The 23,972-nt window shown below is 53.1% G+C and carries 17 protein-coding genes; 8 read left to right on the top strand and 9 right to left on the bottom strand.

The window, feature by feature from the left end; genetic code table 11:
* Nucleotides 1–343: 343 nt before the first annotated feature.
* The 3 genes from DXB92_RS01685 to DXB92_RS01675 all read left to right on the top strand — a co-directional run bounded on the left by DXB92_RS01685 (nt 344) and on the right by DXB92_RS01675 (nt 3,611).
* Nucleotides 344–1,066 carry an SDR family oxidoreductase gene (locus tag DXB92_RS01685; RefSeq protein WP_117732030.1) on the top strand — a complete coding sequence of 241 codons (723 nt, stop codon included), beginning with the start codon at nt 344–346 and terminating at the stop codon, nt 1,064–1,066.
* 253 nt (nt 1,067–1,319) lie between these two features.
* Complete coding sequence (locus tag DXB92_RS01680) at nt 1,320–3,206, top strand: LTA synthase family protein (protein ID WP_117732028.1); 1,887 nt, start codon at nt 1,320–1,322, stop codon at nt 3,204–3,206.
* Between the two features lie 12 nt (nt 3,207–3,218).
* Complete coding sequence (locus tag DXB92_RS01675) at nt 3,219–3,611, top strand: thioesterase family protein (protein ID WP_117732026.1); 393 nt, start codon at nt 3,219–3,221, stop codon at nt 3,609–3,611.
* Between the two features lie 139 nt (nt 3,612–3,750).
* Here DXB92_RS01675 and DXB92_RS01670 read toward each other — a convergent pair whose 3' ends face one another.
* The 3 genes from DXB92_RS01670 to DXB92_RS01660 form a co-directional block, all read right to left on the bottom strand.
* Nucleotides 3,751–5,337, bottom strand: a complete 1,587-nt coding sequence (locus DXB92_RS01670; protein ID WP_117732024.1) for a trypsin-like peptidase domain-containing protein — start codon at nt 5,335–5,337, stop codon at nt 3,751–3,753.
* A gap of 418 nt (nt 5,338–5,755) precedes the next feature.
* Entirely contained in the window at nt 5,756–7,255 is a 1,500-nt protein-coding gene (locus DXB92_RS01665; RefSeq protein WP_021680809.1) for a HAMP domain-containing sensor histidine kinase, read from the bottom strand.
* Nucleotides 7,256–7,260: 5 nt separating this feature from the next.
* Nucleotides 7,261–7,959, bottom strand: coding sequence for a response regulator transcription factor (locus DXB92_RS01660; protein ID WP_021680810.1), 699 nt, complete (start codon nt 7,957–7,959; stop codon nt 7,261–7,263).
* A 505-nt stretch (nt 7,960–8,464) separates the two neighbouring features.
* Between DXB92_RS01660 and DXB92_RS01655 the strand changes: the two genes are divergently transcribed.
* Nucleotides 8,465–8,755 carry a co-chaperone GroES gene (locus tag DXB92_RS01655; protein WP_040646611.1) on the top strand — a complete coding sequence of 97 codons (291 nt, stop codon included), beginning with the start codon at nt 8,465–8,467 and terminating at the stop codon, nt 8,753–8,755.
* A gap of 48 nt (nt 8,756–8,803) precedes the next feature.
* Entirely contained in the window at nt 8,804–10,435 is a 1,632-nt protein-coding gene (groL, locus tag DXB92_RS01650) for a chaperonin GroEL (protein ID WP_021680814.1), read from the top strand.
* A 167-nt stretch (nt 10,436–10,602) separates the two neighbouring features.
* Here the strand turns inward: groL and DXB92_RS01645 are convergent, their stop codons facing one another.
* Nucleotides 10,603–12,006, bottom strand: coding sequence for an ABC transporter substrate-binding protein (locus DXB92_RS01645; protein WP_021680815.1), 1,404 nt, complete (start codon nt 12,004–12,006; stop codon nt 10,603–10,605).
* 367 nt (nt 12,007–12,373) lie between these two features.
* Here DXB92_RS01645 and DXB92_RS01640 point away from each other — a divergent pair, with 367 nt between their 5' ends.
* The 3 genes from DXB92_RS01640 to rmuC all read left to right on the top strand — a co-directional run bounded on the left by DXB92_RS01640 (nt 12,374) and on the right by rmuC (nt 17,449).
* Nucleotides 12,374–13,990, top strand: a complete 1,617-nt coding sequence (locus DXB92_RS01640; RefSeq protein WP_117732022.1) for a dockerin type I repeat-containing protein — start codon at nt 12,374–12,376, stop codon at nt 13,988–13,990.
* 444 nt (nt 13,991–14,434) lie between these two features.
* Nucleotides 14,435–15,709: an adenylosuccinate synthase gene (locus DXB92_RS01630; RefSeq protein WP_117732018.1), complete on the top strand. Its 1,275-nt coding sequence runs from the start codon at nt 14,435–14,437 to the stop codon at nt 15,707–15,709.
* Nucleotides 15,710–16,213: 504 nt separating this feature from the next.
* Entirely contained in the window at nt 16,214–17,449 is a 1,236-nt protein-coding gene (rmuC, locus tag DXB92_RS01625; RefSeq protein WP_117732016.1) for a DNA recombination protein RmuC, read from the top strand.
* 118 nt (nt 17,450–17,567) lie between these two features.
* On the opposite strand, the gene DXB92_RS01620 is transcribed toward rmuC, so the two are convergent.
* From DXB92_RS01620 to metF, 5 genes are all read right to left on the bottom strand, one after another.
* Nucleotides 17,568–18,872 carry an AI-2E family transporter gene (locus DXB92_RS01620; protein WP_117732014.1) on the bottom strand — a complete coding sequence of 435 codons (1,305 nt, stop codon included), beginning with the start codon at nt 18,870–18,872 and terminating at the stop codon, nt 17,568–17,570.
* Nucleotides 18,873–19,230: 358 nt separating this feature from the next.
* Nucleotides 19,231–21,624, bottom strand: a complete 2,394-nt coding sequence (locus tag DXB92_RS01615) for a homocysteine S-methyltransferase family protein (protein WP_021683674.1) — start codon at nt 21,622–21,624, stop codon at nt 19,231–19,233.
* 38 nt (nt 21,625–21,662) lie between these two features.
* Nucleotides 21,663–22,148 (bottom strand): GNAT family N-acetyltransferase, encoded by a 486-nt coding sequence (locus DXB92_RS01610; RefSeq protein ID WP_117732012.1) that lies wholly within the window; start codon nt 22,146–22,148, stop codon nt 21,663–21,665.
* Between the two features lie 163 nt (nt 22,149–22,311).
* Nucleotides 22,312–22,977, bottom strand: a complete 666-nt coding sequence (locus tag DXB92_RS01605) for a vitamin B12 dependent-methionine synthase activation domain-containing protein (protein ID WP_117732010.1) — start codon at nt 22,975–22,977, stop codon at nt 22,312–22,314.
* Entirely contained in the window at nt 22,971–23,846 is an 876-nt protein-coding gene (gene metF, locus DXB92_RS01600) for a methylenetetrahydrofolate reductase [NAD(P)H] (protein WP_117732009.1), read from the bottom strand. The genes DXB92_RS01605 and metF overlap by 7 nt, the downstream gene beginning before the upstream one ends.
* Between the last annotated feature and the right edge of the window lie 126 nt (nt 23,847–23,972).

Here is a 23,972-nt window from a genome sequence, read left to right as displayed (position 1 = left end):
GGCGTTTGCAAGCGGTATATAAGCCTCCCCTTTCAGGGGAGGCTTTTTTGTCTTGTGAATTTTTGTCAACAAAAATCCCCCGGCGGGGCATACAGGCGGCTTGCCCGCCGTAACACTACTCTTTTTACAGTTGAAATTGGGGCGTAGGGTCAGCGGCGACCCGCCGCAATCCCCCGGCGGGGCATACAGGCGGCTTGCCCGCCGTAACACTACCCTTTTTACAGTTGAAATTGGGGCGTAGGGTCAGCGGCGACCCGCCGCCCGCCGCCCGCCGCTTGACTTTTTTTCTTGTGCATGCTATAATTTTTCTGGAAAATAGACTTTTGGAACGGAGGTGCTGCATATGCTGAAAACAGCATTGGTCACTGGTGCGTCCCGCGGGATCGGGGCGGCTGTGGCAAAGGGTCTGGCAGCAGACGGGTATCAGGTGGCTGGCGTGTACTGCCATAGCCGCGATGCCATGGAAGAACTGGCTGCCGCCTGCGGCGTGATCCCCATTGCAGCCGACCTGTCACAGACCGATGCCCTGCCCGAACTGGCGGAAACCGTGCTGGAACATCTGGGACATGTGGACGTGTTGGTCAATAATGCCGCATGCTCGTATATCAATCTGTTCCAGTGCCTGCCGCCGGAACAGGTGCGGCGGCTCTATGCGGTGAACCTGACGGCTCCGGTGGAACTTAGCCGCCTGCTGCTGCCGTCGATGCTCTCCCGCCATGCCGGCTGTATCGTCAATATTTCCTCCATGTGGGGCGAAACCGGAGCTTCCTGTGAAGTGGATTACTCCGTGACCAAGGGGGCGATTCTGGCGTTTACCCGTGCACTGGCGAAGGAAGTCGGTCCCTCCGGCATTCGCGTTAATGCCGTTTCGCCGGGGACGATCGCTACGGATATGGTGTCCCACCTGCCGCAGGAAACACTGGACGAACTGGCAGAGGAAACACCGCTGGGACGGCTGGGAAAACCGGAAGATGTGGCAGATGTCGTGCGGTTTCTGGTGTCCGAACAGGCGGCGTATATCACCGGACAGGATATTCCTGTAAACGGCGGTTTCTGGTGCGGCTGACAGACGGCAGGAGAAGTGTCGATTTTCACCCAAATACGGGAAATTTGCCCTCTGCAACTTGCACAAAACCTTTTTTCGGGGCATGACTTTTTCGATAAAATCCACAAATTCCGTGAAAACTGCATGAGTTTTTGGCGAGAATACTTGCGAAAACCGCGGGTTTGTGCTATAGTATTGTTACGACAATCCCGCAGAAATCAGGGAAATTCTGACTTCTGCAATTCTTTTTTGAAACAAAGGTGATCTCACAAACATGAAAGAACAATTGACATGGTATGCACGCTTTTCTTCCCTGCGTGCATGGTTCTGTTCCGTGCATGAGAAACGTTCTTACAATACGCTGCGTTATCCCATGACCAACCGGCTGCTGATGATGCTGTATCCCATTTTCATCGTGTGCATGGCGGAACTGAATCAGGACAAATATCCCAGTAAGTTGGTGCTGTTCATCACCAACCACCCCACGATCATGCTGTTTAACGTGCTGATCGCGGCACTGATTTTTATCGGGGCACTGCTCCTGTTCAAGTCGGGCTGGTTCTCTATGCTGCTGGAAAGTATCCTGTATATGGCTCTCAGTATTACGGAACTATTCAAGTACAACACCAACGGCAACCACCTGATCATGACAGACATGAAGCTGTTCCGCAGTCTGAAAAGTCTGACTTCATTCGCCTATATCAAAATTACGCCAAGGCTGGTCTTGTACATTGCCATTTGTGCCGCGTTTATCCTGCTGGCATTCTGGTTCAACCCAAGACTGAAAATGCGGCTGAAGCTGCGGAAACGGCTTGCCCCCGGTCTGGCTTGCCTGATCGCCTGCGTCATGGTCGTTACCGTGCCGGCAATTTCCCAGCCGGTTTACGCCCTGTTCCGGCTGGACACCAAAGAGGCAGACAATACCTTTATCCTGAACGAAAAGTTCGACAACAACGGTTTTCTGGCGTTCTTTATGCAGACGGGTTCGGAGAACCTCTCCAACCAGCTGGAGGAGCCGGAGGATTATAAAGAGGACAGCAGCGACACCGTGAAGCAGTATCTGGCAACAGAAGTGCCGGATCTGGACTTCGATGACGGCGTGAAGCCCAACGTGGTGGAGATCATGTCGGAATCGTTTGCGGATTTCCGTGCCTTTTCCGATAAGCTGTCGGAACTGGGCTATACGAATCTGGATCCCTATTATGCCGGACTGGACAAAGCCGCTTCTATGGGAACAGAGGGAACACTGATCGTGCCGACTTACGCCAGCTATACGGTACGGACAGAGTTTGAACTGCTGTTCGGGCTGCCGGTGAAGTCCCTGAATGACCCCAACATGCCGCAGAGAATGATGCTGGAACGGCAGCAGCCCACAGTGCCTGCATATTATAAAAGCTGGGGCTATTCCACTGCCTATGTGCACCCATTCCAGAGCAGCTTCTACAGCCGGAAACGTATCTATGGACAGTTCAACTTTGACCAGATGATTTTTGAAGATGACTTCACCGTTCCGGTAACGACCTACGGGGAATATATCGACGACAATGTGGTGTACAACCAGATCGAATCTCTGATCGCATCTACTGACGAGCCGCTGTATGTGCATGCCACTACCATGCAGAACCATCAGCCCTATTCTGACGGGGACAGCGATGATGAATTTATCAACTACCTGAGCCGGATCCAGCATTCGGCAGACGGTCTGGCAGACTTTCTGGAACGGCTCTCCCAGATCGACGAGCCGACCATTGTACTGTTTGTGGGTGACCATTTCCCGTCCCTCCGCGGGGACGACGGCATCTACAGCCAGCTGAACATCACCAGCGAAAATTGCAGCACCCTGTACGAACAGCGGTATATCCTGTGGAACAACTACGGACTGAACACCAGTTTGCTGCCGTCGGAAGCGGTTTCCACATACTATGCCCCGTATCTGGTGATGCAGCTGATCGATGCACCCCGTGACAGCTTCACCCAGACTATGATGAACGAAATGGAAACTGAGCCGGTGTACTCCACCAACTACATGCCCATGCAGGAGGCAGACAAAAAGCTGGATACGCTGACTTATGACCGGATCCTTGGGGACATCGTTTCCCCCAGTGCCTTAGATGTGCTGCCGGATCCTACAGAAGAAACCACGGAAACGACTTCGGACTAAAGGAGAATATGTATGGAACCGATTACAATTGGAAGCAAGGGAACCGCCTCGGTACAGGTAGATGAAACCAATCTGGCAGTTGCTGTAGGAAGCGGCTCGCTGCCGGTATTTGCCACCCCGATGATGGCAGCCCTCATGGAGGAGGCAGCCTGCAATGCAGTGGCTCCATTCCTCAGCGAGGGCGAAACCACCGTAGGCACCAAGCTGGACATCAGCCACGATGCGGCAACGCCGGTGGGGCTGACGGTAACTGCTACCGCAGAAATTACCGGTGTCAACGGGCGGGAGATCTCCTATCACGTTACCGCAGAGGACGGCGTAGGCGTGATCGGTTCCGGCGTGCACAAGCGGTTTCTGGTCGATGCGGAACGTTTCCTGAACAAGGCACAGAAACGCGGACAGTGAGAATGGCAGAGCACATGTGCTGTGTCTGTCGATAATGAAAGTGTTGGCAAAGAATTTCGCCAAAGGCTGAATCAGATGCAAAAAGCGTTCAGAGCAGGTTCATTCATCTGCTCTGAACGCTTTTTTACATGAAATTGCCTTAATAGTTTCCGGAGGTGTCTGCCATTAGCTTGCACTGAATGGAGAACTCCTCAAAGTTTCCGTCCGGCTGGTACCGGCGGCAGCGTGCCTCTATGGTGTCACCGCCTTTCAGTCCGGCAATGGCGGCATTCAGGGAGTCATAGTCGTCTACGGCTTCGCCCTGTACCGATACGATAACATCATTCACTTGCAGGTCAGTGCTGGCAATGTCACAGTCATCTGCAATTTCCGTGATCCACACGCCGGACAGGTTGTCCGGTACGGTTTTCATGCCGATCTCGTCGGCAAAGCCCTGCCGGACTTCTTCGGGGATCAGGGAAATAAAGGTAATGCCTACCCGCACACGGTCGGCAACATAGCCGTTGTCGATCAGATCCTGCACAATGGGCAGCACCTCGTTAATGGTAATGGCAAATCCCAGCCCCTCATAGCTGGAGCTGACGTATTTGGAGGAGGTGATGCCGATGACCTGCCCGTACATGTTGACCAGTGCACCGCCGGAGTTGCCCGGACTGATTGCGGCGTTGGTCTGGATACAGTTCATGTCGAATCCGGTGGCATCAGAGCGGATCTGTCGGTTCAGACCGGACACAATGCCATTGGTGACAGAGCCGGAAAGCCCTGCGGGGTTGCCGATCGCCACAACGGATTCGCCCAGAACGACCTCGTCGGAATTGCCCATGACGGCGGCAGGGAAGTCGCTGCCCTCGATCTTGATAACGGCAAGGTCGGTTTTGTTGTCCTTGCCGATGACGGTGGCAGGGTACTCCGTTTCGTCGGACATGATGACACGGAAAGACTTCCCGTTAGTCAGGACGTGGGCGTTGGTGATGATGTAGCCGTCCTCGCTGGAGATGATGCCGGAGCCGGTGCCGCTAAGCTGTTCGCCTTTGGCATCGCCGTAGGTTTCGATTTCCACAATGGAGGGACACACCACAGAAGCAACGCCCTCTACGGTGTAGGCACCATCTGCATCGGTGTTTTCTGCGTTCTTATCCAGTTCGGGTTTATCCTGCTGCTGAATAATCACCTTGCTGCCGGCGGTTTCGTCCCTGTCAGTGTCCGAAGCTGTGGCAGCAGCCGGTGCAGCACCGCCGCGGCGGTAGGAAACCACATCGCTGCCGATACAGTACAGCAGCAGGGCTGCCAGCAGAGCCGCTACGATTTTCAGCCAGAACGCTGTGCGGCGGTCTTTCTGTTCCGGTGTCAGAGGCTGTTTTTGCGGCGGTGCAGGCGGTACCTGCGGCGGAATCTGCCAGTTTCCCATGGTGGGCTGCTGGTTCTGGTACCAGTTGGGAATTGGGTTTTGCATAGGCGGAACCGGATTATTCTGCGGCATGTCCTGTACCGGCGGTAATGGATTCTGTACTGGCGGAATCGGATTATTCTGCGGCATGCCCTGTACCGGCGGTAATGGATTCTGCATTGGCGGAACGGGTTTGTTCTGTACAGGCGGTAATGGATTTTGCACTGGTGGAACCGGCTGTTCTGTAGGCGGTGCCGGTGTTTCTTCCTGTGGGGGAAGCGGTTCGCCGGCAGGCTTCTGCGGCGGCTCAGTGGGAAAATTCGGGAACGGCTCCTGCATCAAAAATGCTCCTTTCAAAAAAACGGACAGTGTCCGCGATTGTCGCTTTGCCACTGTCCGTTTTTATCGTTTCATTATGGCAATACCGCACAAAGATTGTGCGACAGATGCGTCGTCAAATTTTTCGTCAGATGAAACAAAAAGCGGAGTGAATACTTGCTGTATTCACGAGCATTTTTGTGAAATATGAGAGTCTGTTTCGTATCTGACGTATGCAGATTGCGTCGTCAGATTTTTTGAGAGATGAAGGGAAAAACGGAGAAAATCCTTTGTGGATTTTCGAGTATTTTCCCGAAATATCTCGGAAAATATGCACGCAAGATGCGTGCGGGAAGATACGAAACAGGCTCTGACGGAAAATTTGCAAGCAGATGGCGTGCAAAGTCGCCAGACGCTCTTTGTGCGGTATTGCCTTATATCATTCGTGTTCCTGTTCCGGCGGCTCTACGTGCGGCAAACGCACTTCGAACTCCGTATAGGCATGTTCCTCACTGCGGACACTGATCTGTGCGTGGTGCAGGTGAATGATTTTTTTCGTAATATCCAGCCCCAGCCCCAGTCCGGTTTTGTCCTGACTGCGGGAGGCATCGGACTTGTAGAATCGTTCAAAGATTTTCGGCAGTTCTTCTTTGGAAATACCGTTTCCGGTATTGCGTACTGCAAATACCCAGCAGTCTTCCTCGTCTGCAAAGGTGAACGAGATCGTGCCGCCGTCGTTGACGAACTTCACGGCGTTCTCCACCAGATTGTAGACCACCTGTCCGATCAGATCCGGATCAGCACAGACGCGAATCGGCTCGCCGTCCAGTCCCTCTACGGAAATATGCCGCTTTTCCAGTCGGTTTTCAAACATCAGAATCGTCCGGAATGCAGTGTCGTTCAGGATAAACATACGGTAATTCAGCTGAATGGTGCCGGCATCAAACTTTGTCAGATTCAGCATGGAAGTGACCAGCATTTTCAGCCGCTGGACTTCCTGCGACACAATAGAGAGATATTCCATGCGTTTGTTCTTGGGAACAGTGCCGTCCAGAATGCCCTCTACGAACCCGCTGATAATGGTCATCGGAGTACGCAGTTCGTGAGAAACGTTGGACACAAACTGGCGGCTGGATTCTTCTGCCCGTCCGGACTGACTGCCGATCTGTGCACTGAGTGCGGCGATCAGTTCCAGATTGGAACTGGTGTACTGCTCCACAGGAATGGGCTGGCTGTAGTTGCCCTGTGCATAACGCTGCAATGCAGCTTCCAGCTGTTCCAGCTGCGAATTGCCTCGCCATACCTGATAAAAGATCAGAACGCCCGCAATCAGCAGCAGTGTAAACGACAGGATCGCCATAAACAAAAAGAGATGTGTGGTATACAGATTCAAAGGCTTGGTGTATGATGCACCAAACAGATAATAAGTGGCTTCTACGCCGTTTTCCGTCAGGGTGAATGTGAATCCGCGGGTGAGCATCGGCTCTACGATCGAATGATCGATCTTGCCGGAGGCTTTGTCCGTCAGGTATTCGCCGCCTTTCCGTATGCCCGCCAGCATTTCGTTGTTCAGGGTCAGGTCTGCTGCCGCGATGCTGCTGTTGCTGCTTGCGATCCGGCAGCTGCCGTCTGCATTGAACACGTACAGAAAAACGTGCATCTGTTCGGCAACTTTATTCACACTTTTCGGAATATACTCCTGCCAGAGATCCAGCTGTGGGTTCTGGGCGTTGTATTCGGTGAAATCCTTCGCCATAATATCGCAGACACGCATGGAATTACTGTAATAATCCTGCTTGTACTTGGAGATCGCATAACCGGACAGTGCAGTTACCGTAATAATGAGAACTACAGCGACCAGCAGCAGCCGGATCAAGAAGGCTCTCCAGATGCGAAGCCAGTGGTGGCTTTTTTTTCGACTTTGTTCTGCTTTTTCCACGGGACTTAGTCTTCTTCTTCAGACTCAAACTTATAGCCGACACCCCAGACGGTCTTCAAAGACCACTTGTCGGAAACGCCTTCCAGCTTTTCACGCAGACGCTTGATGTGGACATCAATGGTACGGGAGTCGCCATAGTACTCAAAGCCCCATACTTCGTCCAGCAGCTGGTCACGGGTGTATACACGGTTCGGGTTCGATGCCAGATAGAACAGCAGTTCCAGTTCTTTCGGCGGGGTGTCTACGACCTTGCCGTCTACACGCAGTTCATAACGGGTCATGTTTACGGACAGCTTGTCATAGCGAACTTCCTTGACTTCGGATTCCTCCGGAGAATTGCCCACACGTCTTGCAATTGCCTTGATACGTGCAATAACTTCCTTGGTGTCGAACGGCTTTACGATATAGTCGTCTGCACCCAGTTCCAGACCCAGTACCTTATCAAAGGTGTCGCCCTTTGCGGTAATCATGATGATCGGCACGCTGGACTTCTTGCGGACTTCTCGGCAAACCTGCCAGCCGTCCAGAGTGGGCAGCATTACGTCCAGCAGAATGATGTCCGGCTTCAGTGCATTAAACTTTACCAGAGCCTCTTCACCATCGTATGCCAGAATTACACTGTATCCTTCATTTTCCAGATACATCCGCAGTACGTCACAAATATTCGGGTCATCATCAACAACAAGAACTTTTTCCAATGCCATGATTTTTCACGCCTTCCTCATAATTCAGAATAGATTTGTTTTTTCGCTTCTTTTTTTGTACGAATATTGGGGGTTATACAAAAGAGAAGCAGAGCTGCTTCCGGCAGGACCGCGGAAATTCCGTCGGTCGCTGTCACATTCTTGCAATATTATTATACTATAGCACTGTGATTGATAGGTGTATATTTTATTTCTCAATTATGTTTAAATTGTAAAATGTGAAGATAGTGATTTCTACACGTGTATTTGTTAGTTTATTTTTGCATGGAAACAGATTTACAGCTGTTTTTTCAAGATTTCATGGCAGGGTATTTGTGGAAGTTGCTGTTGTTTTGGCGTGGGAAAGATTTCTTTTTTGTGAAAATGTCTGAATTTCCGGAAAATCGCACAAAAGCCCTTGATTTTTTCTGAAAAGTTGGTAAAATAGATATTAGCACTCGGGAATATTGAGTGCTAACACATTTCGAAAACAAGTGATAATGTTATGTTGCAGGAGGAATGGATCATGACAATGAAACCGTTGGCAGACAGAGTACTGATTAAAGTAGAAAAAGAAGAAGAAAAGACCGTAGGCGGTCTGGTACTGGCGACCAAGAATCCGGCAGGCGTTCCCGCAAAGGGCAAGGTCGTTGCATGCGGCGAAGGCAAGTTCTCCCCGAACGGCACACGCGTTCCCATGGAAGTTAAGGTTGGCGATACCGTTTTGATCAGCCACAGTGCAGGTCAGACCGTCAAGCTGGACGGCGAGGAACTGACACTGGTATATGAGAGCGAGATTCTGGGCATCACAGAATAAGTGATCCCACAAGAACGATTCCACAACAGAGAAAAGGAGTTTTGACCTATGGCAAAGGATATTAAGTACAATGCAGACGCAAGAAACGGACTGATCGCCGGTATCGACAAGCTGGCAGACACCGTAAAGATCACACTGGGACCGAAGGGCAGAAACGTGGTTCTGGACCGCGAATTCGGTGCTCCGCTGGTAACCAATGACGGCGTGACGATCGCAAAGGACATCGAACTGGAAGACCCGTTTGAAAACATGGGTGCACAGCTGGTTCGCGAAGTTGCTACCAAGACCAATGATGCTGCCGGTGACGGCACCACAACCGCAACCGTTCTGGCACAGGCAATCATTCACGAAGGTGCAAAGAACATCGCTGCCGGTGCAAACCCCATGGTGCTCCGCAAGGGTATCGCAAAGGCAGTGAACACTGCGGTAAAGGTCATTCAGGAAAATTCCAAGGTCGTTAACGGCACAGAGGATATTGCAAGAGTTGCTACCATTTCTTCCGCAGATGAAAATGTCGGCAAGCTGATCGCAGAGGCAATGGAAAAGGTTTCTACCGACGGCGTTATCACCATTGAAGAAGGCAAGACTGCGGAAACCTACAGCGAAGTCGTAGAAGGCATGCAGTTCGACCGCGGTTACATGTCCCCGTACATGATTACCGACCGTGAGAAGATGAAGGTCGTTTATGATGATGCCCTGGTATTCATCACCGATAAGACCATCAGCAACATTCAGGACATTCTGCCGATGCTGGAACAGATCGTCAAGATGGGCAAGAAGCTGCTGATCATCGCAGAGGACATTGAGGGTGAGGCTCTGACTACCATTATCCTGAACAACCTCCGCGGTACCTTTAAGTGTGCAGCTGTCAAGGCTCCGGGCTTCGGCGACAGAAGAAAGGAAATGCTGCAGGATATTGCGATCCTGACCGGCGGTACTGTTCTGTCTTCTGATCTGGGCATGGAACTGGCTGATGCAAACATTGAGATGCTGGGTAAGGTTAGTCAGGCAGTGATCGACAAGGAAAACACCATTCTGGTCGGCGGTGCAGGCACTTCGGAAGCAATCGAGGAGAGAATCGCAGAGATCAAGAACCAGATCGCTGCTTCCACTTCTGATTTCGACAAGGAAAAGATGCAGGAACGTATCGGTAAGCTGTCCGGCGGTGTAGCAGTCATCAAGGTCGGTGCTGCAACAGAAGTTGAAATGAAGGAAAAGAAGCTGCGGATCGAAGACGCTCTGTCTGCAACCAAGGCAGCTGTAGAAGAAGGCATCGTTGCCGGCGGCGGTACTGCACTGATCAATGCAATTCCGGCAGTAGAAAAGCTGGTTCCGTCTTTGGACGGCGATGAAAAGACCGGTGCAAAGATCGTACTCCGTGCACTGGAAGCTCCGCTTCGTCAGATCGCTGCAAATGCTGGTTTGGAAGGCAGCATCATCGTGGATAAGATTCGCCGCAGCCGCAAGGTTGGCTATGGCTTCGATGCATACAACGAAACCTATTGCGATATGATGAGCAATGGTATCGTAGACCCGACCAAGGTCACCAGAAGTGCTCTGCAGAACGCTGCATCGATCGCTTCTATGGTTCTGACTACCGAGAGTGCCGTTGCAAACATTCCGAAGGAAGAACCGGCAGCAGCAGCTCCGGCAGCAGGCGGCATGGGCGGTATGTACTAAGAAAAACTGTGAGAGAACTTCTCTGACAATTTAATCGCATACAGAAAGCCGGAACATGGGGTTCACCTGTGTTCCGGCTTTTTTGTGGAAAAACAACCGCCGGCAGAGGAAATCTTCTGTCGGCGGTTGTTTGCAATATTTCAGAGTTGTTATGGTTTACTAGGGGATTATTCAGCAGCGTTCTTTTCGTTGACCTCATCAATGAAGTTCTGTGTCTGGTCATAGATCGCGTTGACAGATTCGTTCCACGGAATTCCGCGGGAAGTGGCACGAATGCCGTTGACGCTGCTGTCCAGAATGTCGGTGACATCGGAGGAAATGCCGTTGTAGTAGTCGAATACCGGATTCGCCAGAGCCATTTCGTTCATTTTGTTTTTCATCTCGATCATTTCGTCGGTCCACTCGTAGTCCTTGACGAACTGTTCATCGCTGATCTCCTGTGCACCGTCGCTGATCTTGCTGAACCGGAAGCAGTCGAGGAACTTGCCCACGCCCTCCGGATTGTGTCCGCCCTTGACGAAGCAGTAGGCGTTGACACTGGTGGGGATATAGTATTCGTCTGCCTTGTCGTACTTCGGCACCGGTACAAAGAATACGTCCTCGCCGAACGTCTTGGACCACTGGGATTTTTCGGTGCCCAGTGCCCACAGCCCGCAGGGGTAGAACAGTAGCTTGCCCTCGCCGATGTAGTAGTCCCGCGAGGTCCAGCCGTAGTCGCCGACACCCAGAGCGATATAGTCCGACTGCCACAGCCCGTACATCCAGTTCTGGTAATCTTCAATGGCTTCGTTCCGCAGGTTGTTCACCAGCTTGCCGTTTTCCAGTCCGATATAGGGAACACCGGTGGAGGCGGACAGACCGGATTCGAAATACCAGCTGTCGATGCCGTAGCGTTCGTCAGAGGTGTCTACGAATTCCGAGAGCATATCCTCGAAAGCGTCCCAGTCCCACTTGCCTTTTTCAAACAGTTCTGCGGGATCGTCCAGACCGTTTTCGTCCATAGTCTTGCGGTTGTAGATAATGGCACACTGGTCGCCGGTGACTTCTACGATTGCCATGTAGTGCTTGTCGTTCCAGACCATGGCATCATTGGCAGCCTTTACGTCTTTCCACAGGTCGGAGTCCAGATCAATGTAATCATCATAGGGGACAAACATGCCGCGGACAGCACCCTTGGGGAATGCGTCCCAGTTGCCGCCGTAGAAAAAGTCGATGCCCTCATCGCTGTTAATGGCGTTGGCGAGGTTGTCGTACCGTGCACCATAGGTGGTCTGGTGGAACTCAATCTGTCCGCCGTAGCGTTCCTGAAACACTGCCAGTTCGATGGGCGTGGTCTTTCCGGTATCGTCGGAGTTGATGTCCCAGTCTGACATCCACTTGATCGTCTTGTTTTCCAGCTCACCGGTGAGCCGTTCGTCCGACTTGGACAATTCTGCCAGCTGTTCCCGCGTGTTGGTGGACATATCTTTTTTCGGGGTGGTATCTTTGGTATCCGAACCGCATGCCGCCAGCGGTACGGTGAGTACCATTGCCAGCAGACAGTGCAGGGCGATTCTTGCACTTTTCTTCATAAACGTTCTCCTGTCTTACACAAGCTCACAACAGCATGACGCAAATTTCGTCTGATACAGTGCCGCTTTATATATACTATTATTATAACATGAAATACTGCATGGGTGCAATCCGCAATTTGTACGAGATTTCATGCAGATTTCCGGTGAAATTGCCAAGGGCGATTGAAAAGAGGCAGGTTGTCAGAGTTATTGCAGATGTGTTCTTTCAATAAAAATATTCCTCATTATAGAAAATAATTGTTGTATTTATGATTCTGATGTGCTATAATAGACCTATTGGAAATCAGAGATGGGAGCGTGTGCAGTGCTGCGATCGCTCCGAGAGCAGAACCGAAAGGCGTTTCGGTTCGGGAGGAATTTGAGTATGAAGAAGAAACAAACGCTGCGACGCTGTGCGGCTGCCCTGACTGCGGCAGTTCTGGGGGCAGTGTCCGTTCCGGTGATCGCAGTATCATCGGAATCGTACAACACCTGGACGGGATACATGCTACAGGACAGCACCGGCCGCTATCTGAGTGTGCTGGGCGGCACCGAGGGCGAGGGTATACAGGTCGGCTTTTATGAGGCAGACGGTGCAGCACCCTACAACACGTGGTATTTCACGGAAACCAACTTGGGCGTTACGATCAAATCCGCACTGTCCCAAGGCGAATACTATCTGACAGAAAACACAAAGAAAAACAGGCTGGAGATCTCCACAAATGCGGGGCAGTTTGAATTCGGAGAGGACGGCTATCTGCGGGGATTCCGCAGCGGTGTGCAGTCGCCGGTCTATGCACAGGTGACACCGCAGGCAGTGACCGATCTGCACATGGGCGACTGGAACGATGATGGTGTTGTGGACGGCACCGATCTGGTGCAGCTGCGGCAGGCAGTGGAACAGCCACAGGTCAGCTTTATGCAGCAGGCTGTGGGCGATGCCAACGGAGACGGTGTTTTAGATGCTGCTGATGTGAAACTGCTCCAGCAGTATCTGCTGGGAGAATCTGTTTCGCTTGCACCGGTTTCCGTGCCGGCATGTACGATCGTGCCGCCGGCACCAGAGCCGACGGAACCGGTTGTCACCACGACTACAGAGAAATCTACGACTACAACGACAACGACGGAAACGACAGTGACTACCACCACAGAAGCACCCCGTCAGGAGCTGACTATGGCGGATTTTCCGTCAGATTACACCTATGCGGCAGACTGGATCTGGAACAACCGCATTACTGCGGAAAAGTCCACGGAACGGCGAAACACCATTTTTGACCAGATCGATGCCGGAAACGGTACGATCAACTATGTGGTACGGTGGCAGTCCTACCGGACGCTGACACTGGAACAGCGGCAGCAGTTTGAAAAGCTGGTCAGCGACAGCATCAACGGCTGGAACGACTGGCTCAAGGGCTGGGACGGCTGGAAGTATGACCACGTGGACGTAAAAATTGTAGGCTGGGCAGTGCTGGACAAATCCGTTCTGCAAGACCTGCAGCCGGACGAAGTTGTCTATGACAACCTGATCTCCGACTATGACAGCACCTATGACACCTCCAACGGCGTGGATACCATTCCGGATAAGCTGCCCAGTGCCCCGTCGGAAATCTCCCGTTTTGCCCACTTTGCAGACAGCAGCTATGTCTACCCCAACGGGCTGGACAGCCGCTTTGATATGTACCTGTGGGGCACACAGGGCTTCCCGAACATCGGCGGCTGCGGCGGTGACTGGGGACAGCGACTTTCGGATACAGCGTACCTCAACATGCTGGACGGCACAGGCATTCACGTGCTGGAACATGAGATCGGTCACGGCTTCGGCATGACAGACTTCTACGGCGGCGAAGGCGAATCCAACGGCTTCCCGCCCGGCGGTTTCCCCGGCGGAGAAAATTCTCTGATGATGGCAGGCTCCGCCATGAAGATCACCGACTTCGACGGCTGGATGCTGCGGTATATGTGGAGCAAGATCAAGGACGAGGACGGACGGTTCTCGAAGTAAAACGATACAAGGGAACGCCTTCTGCACGGTTGGGTGCAGGAGGCGTTTTTGTGCGGTATTGCCCTGGGATTTTTCCACCAGTTCGCGAATCTCTGCGGTTACGGCGGCGGTGCGAATGAGAATCTCCGGTTCTTCGCACTGGCTGTCCAGTTGTATATGTATCTTCACGCGGCGTTGTTCCTCCTTTCGCGGTGTTGCCTATATCATAGCATATTTTGCAGAACGCCTCAAGCAGTTTGCGACAAGCGGTGGATTTTTGCGGGTGAACGGCGGTGACAATCCCCGCATTTCCCCGCAGAAACCCCACAAAAAGAAAAAAATCTGCAAATGCTATTGCATTTCCCGAAAAAGCCTGTTATAATAGAATAGTATGCTGCAGTGATACACTGCACCGGAAGCTGGATTCCGGAAACAAATCCTATTTTGAAAAGTGAGGAATTTCTTATGCCTGCAAATATTGTAGTCGGTTCACAGTGGGGAGACGAAGGAAAGGGTAAGATCATCGACATCATGGCATCTCGTGCAGATGTGGTGGTTCGTGCAACAGGCGGCAACAATGCCGGTCACACCGTTGTCAACAACGGCGAAGTGTACAAGCTGCACCTGATCCCGTCCGGTATTCTCTATCCGGAAACCCTGTGCCTGATCGGTGCCGGCGTGGTTCTGGACCCGAAGGACTTCATCTCTGAACTGGACAGTCTGGAAAGCCGCGGCATTTCTACCGCAAACCTGAAGATCGATCCCCGTGCACACGTGGTAATGCCGTGGCACATTGAGCTGGACGGTCTGTCGGAAAAGTTCCGCGGCAACTCGGACATCGGCACCACCAAGCGTGGCATCGGTCCGACTTACATGGACAAGTACGAACGCTGCGGTCTGCGGATCTATGATCTGGTACATCCGGAAATTTTCGCAGAAAAGGCACGGACTACCGGCACACTGAAGAACAAGATCATCACTGCTGTTTACGGCGGCAAGGCGTTTGATCTGGACGCAGTGATTGCAGAGTATACCGAATACGGCAAGCGTCTGGCAAAGTATGTGGACGACGTTTCCGTTCTGACCTATGAGGCAAACAAGGCAGGAAAGACTATTATGTTCGAGGGTGCACAGGCAACCCTGCTGGACATTGACTTCGGTACTTATCCGTATGTTACCTCTTCTCACCCCATTGCAGCAGGTGCATGCATTGGTACCGGCGTTGGCCCGAAGATGATTACCAACATCATCGGCGTGGCAAAGGCATACACCACCCGCGTGGGCAAGGGACCGTTCCCGACAGAACTGAATGACGAAACCGGCGACACGATCCGCAACAAGGGCGGCGAATTCGGTACCACTACCGGCAGACCCCGCCGTACCGGCTGGTTCGATGCTGTCATTGTACGGCACTCTGTCCGCACCAACGGTTTGGACGGTCTGGCAATCAATAAGCTGGACACCCTCAGCGGCATCGGCACCCTGAAAATGTGCGTTGGCTATCAGAAGCCGGACGGCACAGTACTGAAAGATTTTCCGGCAGCACTGGAATCTCTGGCAGACTGCTCGCCGATCTACGAGGAATTCGAAGGCTTTGACGAAGATATTTCCGGCTGCAAGAGCTTTGACGAACTGCCGGAAGCCTGCAAGAAGTACATCGCACGGCTGGAAGAAGTCTGCGAGTGCAAGGTAGTCATGGTCGGCAACGGACCGGACAGAAGTCAGATTCTGGAACGGTAAGCAATTCGTTATTGCAATAAAAATACAAGGGAAACGCTGCATAAAGCTGATAGGCGGGCTTTATGCAGTGTTTCCCAAGGAAACGCTCTCTGGACATGACGTGCAGAGGGCGTTTTTTGGTTTCTTTGCTTGTGGCACTGTCGGTCGCGGATTCCTGAAAATCCAAATCCTCCCTTGCACGGAAATCAATTTTCAAAAATATGTTGATTTAAATTGTGCCAAATTATGAAGTTTGACAAGGAAGGCTCCCCTGAAAGGGCACCCGTAGGGCGTGCCTTGTGCTGAGCTGGCAGTGCGTAGCACTGACTGAGGGGTTTCCACTTATGCCGGAAACGCCATAAAAGGATTTTACGAAAAAACCTCTCCACCGCCTAACGGCGGTCCCTCTCCCCTTTCAGGGGAGGCTATCATGAAAATTGATTTCCGTGCCTCCCTTGCCGCATTTCTTGACAAACAGAACCCGACTGTGCTATGATAAAAGAAAATTAGGAAAGGTCGAATCATATGCTGTACATATTACTATTTCTCTGCTTGATACAACTGGCTGCGATCATCTGGCTGGCATTACAGGTACAGAAGCTGCGGAATCCCCAGGACGACAACACCCTGCGAACCCTGCGGCAGGAGATCGCTGCCGACACCCAGAACCAGATGCAGATGCTGGGGAATCTGCTGTCGGAAAATCAGCGGCAGTCCGGCGACTATCAGGCAGAACGACTGGAACAAATGGAACGGAACATGGACGCACGGCTGCGGCAGTTTGAAAGTCGTGTGGGAAATCTGGAACGCTCCAATGCACAGGGCATGGAGCAGATTCGCTCTGCCGTTGCAGCAAATCTGCACCGCATGCAGGCACAGCAGCAGGACAGTCTGGCAGAGATCCAGACCACCGTCAACGAGAAACTGGCACAGTCCCTGAACCAGCAGATCGGACAGTCCTTTCAGCTGGTCAGCAGCCGGCTGGAGCAGGTCTATCAGGGGCTTGGCGAAATGCAGACGCTGGCGGTGGGCGTAGGCGACCTGAAAAAGGTGCTGTCCAACGTCAAGACCCGCGGCATTCTGGGAGAAGTACAGCTGGGGGCAATTTTGCAGGAAATTTTGTCGCCGGAGCAGTACGCCGCCGAGATCCCCACTCTCCCCAACAGCCGGAACCACGTGGAATTTGCCGTGCGTATGCCCGCAGACGGGGAACAGCCGGTATGGCTGCCCATTGACTCCAAGTTTCCGGGGGATACTTATGCGGCGTTGCAGGACGCACGGGAACAGGGCGATCCTCAGCAGGTGGAGGCGGCACGGCAGAAACTGCTGACTGTTGTCCGCGGCTGTGCCAAGGACATTCGGGACAAGTATGTCCAGCCGCCGTATACCACCAACTTCGGAATCCTGTTCCTGCCCTTTGAGGGGCTGTATGCCGAGGTAGTCAACAGCGGTCTGGTGGAACAGTTACAGCGGGAATACAGTATCAGCGTTGCCGGTCCGTCTACTATGGCGGCGATTCTGAACGCCCTGCAAATGGGCTTCCGCACCCTTGCCATTCAGAAGCACAGCCACGAAGCATGGGTGGTGCTGGGAGCAGTCCGCGGGGAATTCGAAAAATTTGCCGGCACGATCGAAAAGGCACAGAAAAGCCTGCAGGGAGCCGAACAGCAGCTGGAACTTCTGGCAGGCACCCGCACCCGTGCCATTGTCCGTCAGCTGCGGGAAGTGGAACGCTTACAGCCGGAGGAACTGCGAAAGTAATCAAGGCAATACCGCACAAAGTCGCCAGACGCTCTTTGTGCGGTATTGCCTCAAGACAGACAAATGCCGCCCATTCCCAACAAGGGAACAGGCGGCATTTTTGCGTGCAGACAGGTTCTTATTCTTTTGAGGTGTCCTTTTCGGCTTCCGTTCCCTTTCTGGAAACGCGGCTGCGGAGGGACTGCACAGATTTTCGGATATGCCACTGCCGCGGTTTGGGCGTGGACTGATTCTCCGGTGAACCGGTGCTGCCGGTGGTCTTTTCCCGAATCACGGTGTAAATGATAGACATGATCGGAACGCCGACGATCATGCCCAGTACGTTGAACAAGCCGCCGCCCACAGTGATGGCGAACAGCACCCAGATTGCCGGCAGTCCGACAGAAGTGCCAACCACACGGGGGTAGATCAGGTTGCTGTCGATCTGCTGGACAATGATAACGATAATGACAAATGCAATGGCATGACTGGGCTTGACCATCAGCAGGATCAACGCACAGGGAATAGTACCCATCCACGGTCCCACATAGGGGATCATGTTGGTGATGCCGATGATAACCGCGATCATCATGGGGTATTCCAGTCCGCCGATACTCATGACACAGAAAATCAGCACGCCCAGAATGAACGCATCAGACAGCTGTCCGCTGACGAAATTAGAGAACGTGGAAAAAGTCAGTCTGCCGTAGTGGACAACCTGTTCGTAGTGCTTTTTCGGCAGGAAATGCCGGAAAATCAGCTTTGCCTGTCTGCGGAGTTTGTTCCGTCCGGCGAGGACATATACGGAGAAGATCAGCCCGATGAAAAAGTCGATGACACCGCCGATCAGCCCGCTTGCCCATGTACTCAGTGTGCCCACTGCGTCCGGAATGTAGGTGGTCAGGCTCATTAACTTGGTGCGGAGCATTGCGGGATTGATGTCGTTGTCCTGTAACAGTTTGAGAATCTGTTCGCCGCGGTCGCTGTTCAGGAATTTCATGATATTGTTGTAGTATACCATGATGTTGTCCCCGAAGTCGCGGATACTGGTGATGAACTGCGGCACAATGATCCAGATGACAATGCTGAGCAGTGCCAGCATGAGGAAGTATGCACAGAACACTGCCATTGCACCGGCAGGGAACCGCGGGAATTTTTGCTGTACCTTGCGGAACAGCTTGTCGATCTGACAGGTGGGACGGTACAGGACAAATGCGATGACCAGCCCGATGGTGATCGGCCGCAGAACATCGAACACATAGGCGAGCAGTCCGGTGAAGATTTCCCGCTTGATGAACAGGAACGCCATCAGCAGCAGCACTACGCCGCTGAAGATGATCGTTGCCGCCCACTGTTTGTTGACAAAGTCCCACTTGCGGACTTTTTTTTCGTCTTCCTTTTGAGAATCCGTCATGGTTTCAGTTTCGTTTGGTTCTGTTGTCATAATGCCCTCCTTTGGAATGGCGGCGGGTGATTTCAGATTCGCTTGTTTAGGAAACACTGCATAAAGCCCGCCTGACGGCTTTGCACGCAATCTGCGTGCAGATTTTCCGTCATATTGCCCAGAAATCCCTTGCCAGACAACTGTGTTCGAGGCAGGATTCTGCTCGAGAACAAAGGCGTGTCGCACTAAGATTGATTGCGACCATACAGTATGCCTGCGGAATTTCTATGCAATCTGCCGAAAAATCTGACTACGCATCTTACGCACAAGCTTTATGCAGTGTTTCCTTTGTATTTTCAAAATGGCTGGGGAATGTATCAGAATAAGTCCCTGAAAGGACAGCGATCCACGGAAAAAATTACCCAACAACCTCTTTCGCAACGGCGACAGTTTCCATGGCATCTTTTGCATAGAAGTCTGCCCCGATCTTCTCGGCATAGTCCGCAGTCAGAACTGCACCGCCGACAACGATCTTGCAGTCCGGACAAGACTGCTTCACCAGCTGAATGGTTTCTTCCATGGCTCCCAGCGTGGTGGTCATCAGTGCCGACAGTCCCACCAGCTTTACGCCGTGTTCCTTTGCGGTGTCTGCCACCAGCTGGCACGGCACATCACGCCCCAAGTCCAGCACGGTGTAGCCGTAATTTTCCAGAAGCACCCGTACAATATTCTTGCCGATGTCGTGAATATCGCCCTTGACAGTGGCGAGAACGATCTCACCGCGGCTGACCGGAGCCGCATTGCGTTCGATCAGGGTAGTCTTGATGACTTCGAATGCCGCCTGTGCCACGCTGGCAGTCTGAATCAGCTGGGGCAGGAAGATCTTTCCCTGTTCAAACAGCTTTCCGGCACTGTCCAGTGCGGGGATCAGAATTTCGTTGACCACTTCCATGGCATCTGTGGTTTCCAGCAGCTGGGCAGTGATTTTTGCCCCCTCGTTTTTCAGTCCGTGGGACATGGCATAGGGCAGGTCTAACGTTTCCGGAGCCTTTTCTGCGGCGGGCTTCGCCGCAGCAGCAGGCGTTGCGGCTGCTGTGGCAGTGGGCATGTTGGCATACGCTTCTACAAAGGCGGCACAGTTCACGTCAAAGCCGCGGAGCAGCCGGAATGCCCGCACTGCCTCTGCCATAGAAGCAATGTTAGGGTTGATAATGGGCAGATCCAGCCCGTTTTCCAGAGCCATGGTGAGGAATGTGCGGGTGACTGCCTCACGGTTCGGCAGACCAAAGGAGATATTGGATACACCCAGAACGGTTTTCAGCCCCAGTTCCGTCTTGACCCGATGCAGAGCCTCCAGCGTTTCCCTGGCACCGTCCTGTTCGGCAGAAGCCGTCAGAGTCAGGCAGTCAATGTACACGTCCCGTTTCGGAATCCCCAGTGCAGTGGCACGGTCGAGGATCCGCTTGGCAATGGCAAACCGGTCGGCTGCCTTTTTGGGAATGCCGTTTTCGTCCAGCGTCAGCCCGACAACTGCGGCACCGTATTTCTTGACCAGCGGCAGGATATTTTGCAGGGAAGCTTCTTCGCCGTTGACGGAGTTGACAATGGGCTTGCCGTTGTACACCCGCAGAGCCGCCTCCATGACCGCCGGAATGGTGGAGTCCAGCTGCAACGGTGTGCCGCCGATCGACTGCAACGCCTTGACTGTGCGGATCATCATGCCCTTTTCGTCAATGCCCGGCATGCCCACATTTACGTCCAGCAGGTCGGCACCGGCATCTACCTGCTGTACTGCCTGATCCAAGATGTAGTCCATGTCGTTTGCCTGCAATGCCGCCTTGAACCGCTTTTTGCCGGTGGGGTTGATGCGTTCGCCAATAATGCGTGGCTGGTCGATCAGCACCACTTCGGAAGCGGAGCAGACTGCCGCCGGAATCTCGATGTTTTCCCGCCTGGGAATTTCTGCTTCTTCCAGCAGATCGTATGCGGCTTTGATGTGTTCCGGCGTGGTGCCGCAGCAGCCGCCGTAAACGGTAACGCCCAGCTGTGCAAACTTCACCACTGCCTGTGCGAATTCCGCAGGGTCTACCAGATATTCACCGGTGACCGGATCCGGCAGTCCGGCGTTGGGCTTTACCACCAGCGGCAGCGTGGTCCACTTTGCCATTTCTTCCACAATGGGAAAGAGTTCGTCCGGACCCAGGGAGCAGTTCACGCCCACCGCATCGGCTCCCAGTCCCTCCAGCGTCATTGCCGCAGAAGCGACGGTACAGCCGGTAAAGGTGCGGAGATTCGGCTCAAAGGTCATGGTGCAAATCACCGGCTTGTCGGAGTTTTCCTTTGCCGCCAGCAGTGCCGCCTTGGTTTCGTACAGGTCGGTCATGGTTTCGATGACGATCAGGTCTGCGTCCTGTCCGGCGAGGACTTCTTCACGGAAAATGTCGTAGGCTTCTTCAAATGTGAGTGTGCCCAGTGGTTCCAGAAGCTGTCCGATCGGACCGATGTCCAGAGCCACCTTGGTGTCCGTGCCGGCACAGGCTTTTCTGGCACAGGCAATGCCGGCAGAGATGAGTTCCTGCACGGAATAGCCGGATTTCGCCATTTTGTGCCGGTTTGCTCCGAACGTGTTGGCGTAGATGATGTCCGACCCCACAGCCACGAACTGTTTCTGTGCGGCAATGATGCGTTCCGGTTCGGTGATGTTGTACACCTCCGGCAGTGCACCTACGGGCATGCCGCCCTTTTGCAGCATGGAGCCCATGCCGCCGTCTAAGCGAATGAATTTACGATGCGGAAATAGGGAAGAAAGCATAGGAGAGTGTCCTTTCCAGAAAGTGATTCAATAGTTTTTTACAGCACATGATAATACACATAAATATCCTGATACACGCCGCTTTTCAGCAGAAAGCCGCCGGGGATCACGCCCACACGCTGGAATCCCAGCTTGGTGTACAGCTGAATTGCACGGTCATTGCCCTTGACTACGGCGTTGAAAATCAAAATGCGGTAGCCCAGCTCCCTGGCAGTTTTCAGGGAGTGCTTCACCAGCCCTTCTCCGATTTTTATGCCCCGCATTTTCGAGGAAACGGCATAGCTGGCATTGGCGTGATGTCCGCATCTGCCCACGTTGTTGGGGTGGAGGATATACAGACCGGCAACCTCGCCGTTTACCTTTGCCACGCCAATGAAGTCCTGTTTTCCAAAGAATTCCACGCCGGTTTTGTGGTTCAGTTCGTCTAACTGTGGAAATGCTACGCCGTCATTGACCACCTCGTTCCAGATCTCAATCATGGCATCGACATCGGCTTCGGTATATGGTACGATTTCGTATTCCATAAGATAAGGCTCCTTTTGTTGTCCGGAACATGCTGTATGGATACATGCTCAGATAGCACAATATGGACACAGGTGTCTGTGTCCATGTTGAAAGTGGTTTTTAAGGCAATACCGCAAGCAGATTGCGTACAAAGCCGTCAGGCGGGCTTTATGCAGTGCTTCCTTAACAGTGCGTGCCGCCCTTTCGGAACATACAGGTTTCCCGCATGCGGCAGGTGGCACAGCCTCTTGCCCCTTTTTTCAGCGGGTGATCTGCCAGTCCGATGATCGCGGTCACGGATTTTCGCGGAATGAGAATGTGTTCGGCGGTGACTGTCAGCCCCAGCCGCTTTTCCGCGTCCAGCAGCCGGAGGATCTCCGGCTGGAGAGAAAGCGGCAAATCGCCGTATCCGGGACTGAACCGCCATGTAAAATAAGTGTCCGGCAGCTGCTCCCGAAAGCATTCTTCCGCACGGTTGCAGACCTGTTCAATGCCGGCACTGGCAAGAGCGTCCATTGCCAGCGAACGTGTCATGTCAGAGATGCCGGCACGGTGGATCAGCTGATCCGCCTGTCCGGAGAGGGTTGCCGCCATGAGGAGCATGCGGTCGCATTCCGCCAGATGCCGTGCAATGTCCTCACCGGTCAGCTGCATGCCGCCGGCGGAAAGTGTCCCCGCTTCCCGACACAGGGGCAGTACCCGATAGACCACGCGGGGCTGTACCGTCCGGCGAAGCTGCTGCTCGCAGGTGTCCACGACAGTCCGCAGGGTTTCGTCCGGTTCTGCGGGGCAGCCCATATAGCGGAGAGCCTCCTGCTTGTCGATTGCCTCCAGCGGCAGGGTCAGCATTTCGGAGCCGCCTTGATGATGCCGCTTACCGCTTCGCTGATCTTCCGTGCCACGTAGGGATTGTTCATGGTGTACAGGTGAATGCCGTCTACGCCGTCGGTGACCAGATCGACGATCTGGTCAATGGCATAGGCAATGCCTGCGTCCTGCAGAGCCTCGGGATTGTTCTCGAACCGCTGTACCATTTTGGTAAACTTTCGGGGCAGGCTGGCACCGCACATGGTGACCATACGCTCGATCTGTTTCCGGTTGGTCACTGGCATGATGCCGGCTTCAATGGGCACGTTGACACCAGCACGGGCTGCCCGATACCGGAAGTCGTAGAAGGAATCGTTGTCGAAAAACAGCTGGGTGATGAGGTGGCTTGCACCGGCATCGACCTTTTCTTTCAGGTGACGGATGTCCGTGTCCATGTTGGGAGCTTCGGGGTGACACTCCGGATAGCAGGCTCCGGCAATGTCGAACCCGCCGAAGCTGCGGATATAGCTGATGAGGTCGGCAGCGTGGACGAAGTCCATTGCCGGCTCCATGCCCTCTACACGGTCGCCCCGGAGAGCCAGCACATTTTCGATGCCGTTTTCCTGAAACTGTTTCAGAATGTTATCGATCTGCTCCTTGGTATAGTGGATACAGGGCAGATGTGCCATCGGCAGTACGCCGTAGTGCTCTTTCAGCCGCCGTGCAATGGCGAGGGTGTTTTCCCCGTTGCCGCTGCCGCCGGCACCAAAGGTCACGCTGATGAAGTCCGGCTTCAGATCCTGTAAGGCTTCCAGCGTGTCATAGACAGTTTCAATGGGAGAAGTTTTCTTCGGCGGAAAAATTTCAAATGAAAAAACGGTTTTTTCGGAAAATAACGATGCGATTTTCATGGTGTTGTCCTTTCTGCGGCAATTTGCGGTATTGCCTATAATGATATTGTTTATATTATAGCATAATTGTAGGTATTTGAGTAGACGGGAAAATCGTATCGCTTGTTATCAATTTTTCCTATGGCA

Source organism: Ruminococcus sp. OM06-36AC (assembly GCF_003438725.1).
GTDB classification, from domain to species: Bacteria; Bacillota; Clostridia; order Oscillospirales; family Ruminococcaceae; genus Ruminococcus_C; species Ruminococcus_C callidus.
Note: the sequence above shows the minus strand (reverse complement) of the source record. Positions and strands in the feature narration are given on the sequence as shown.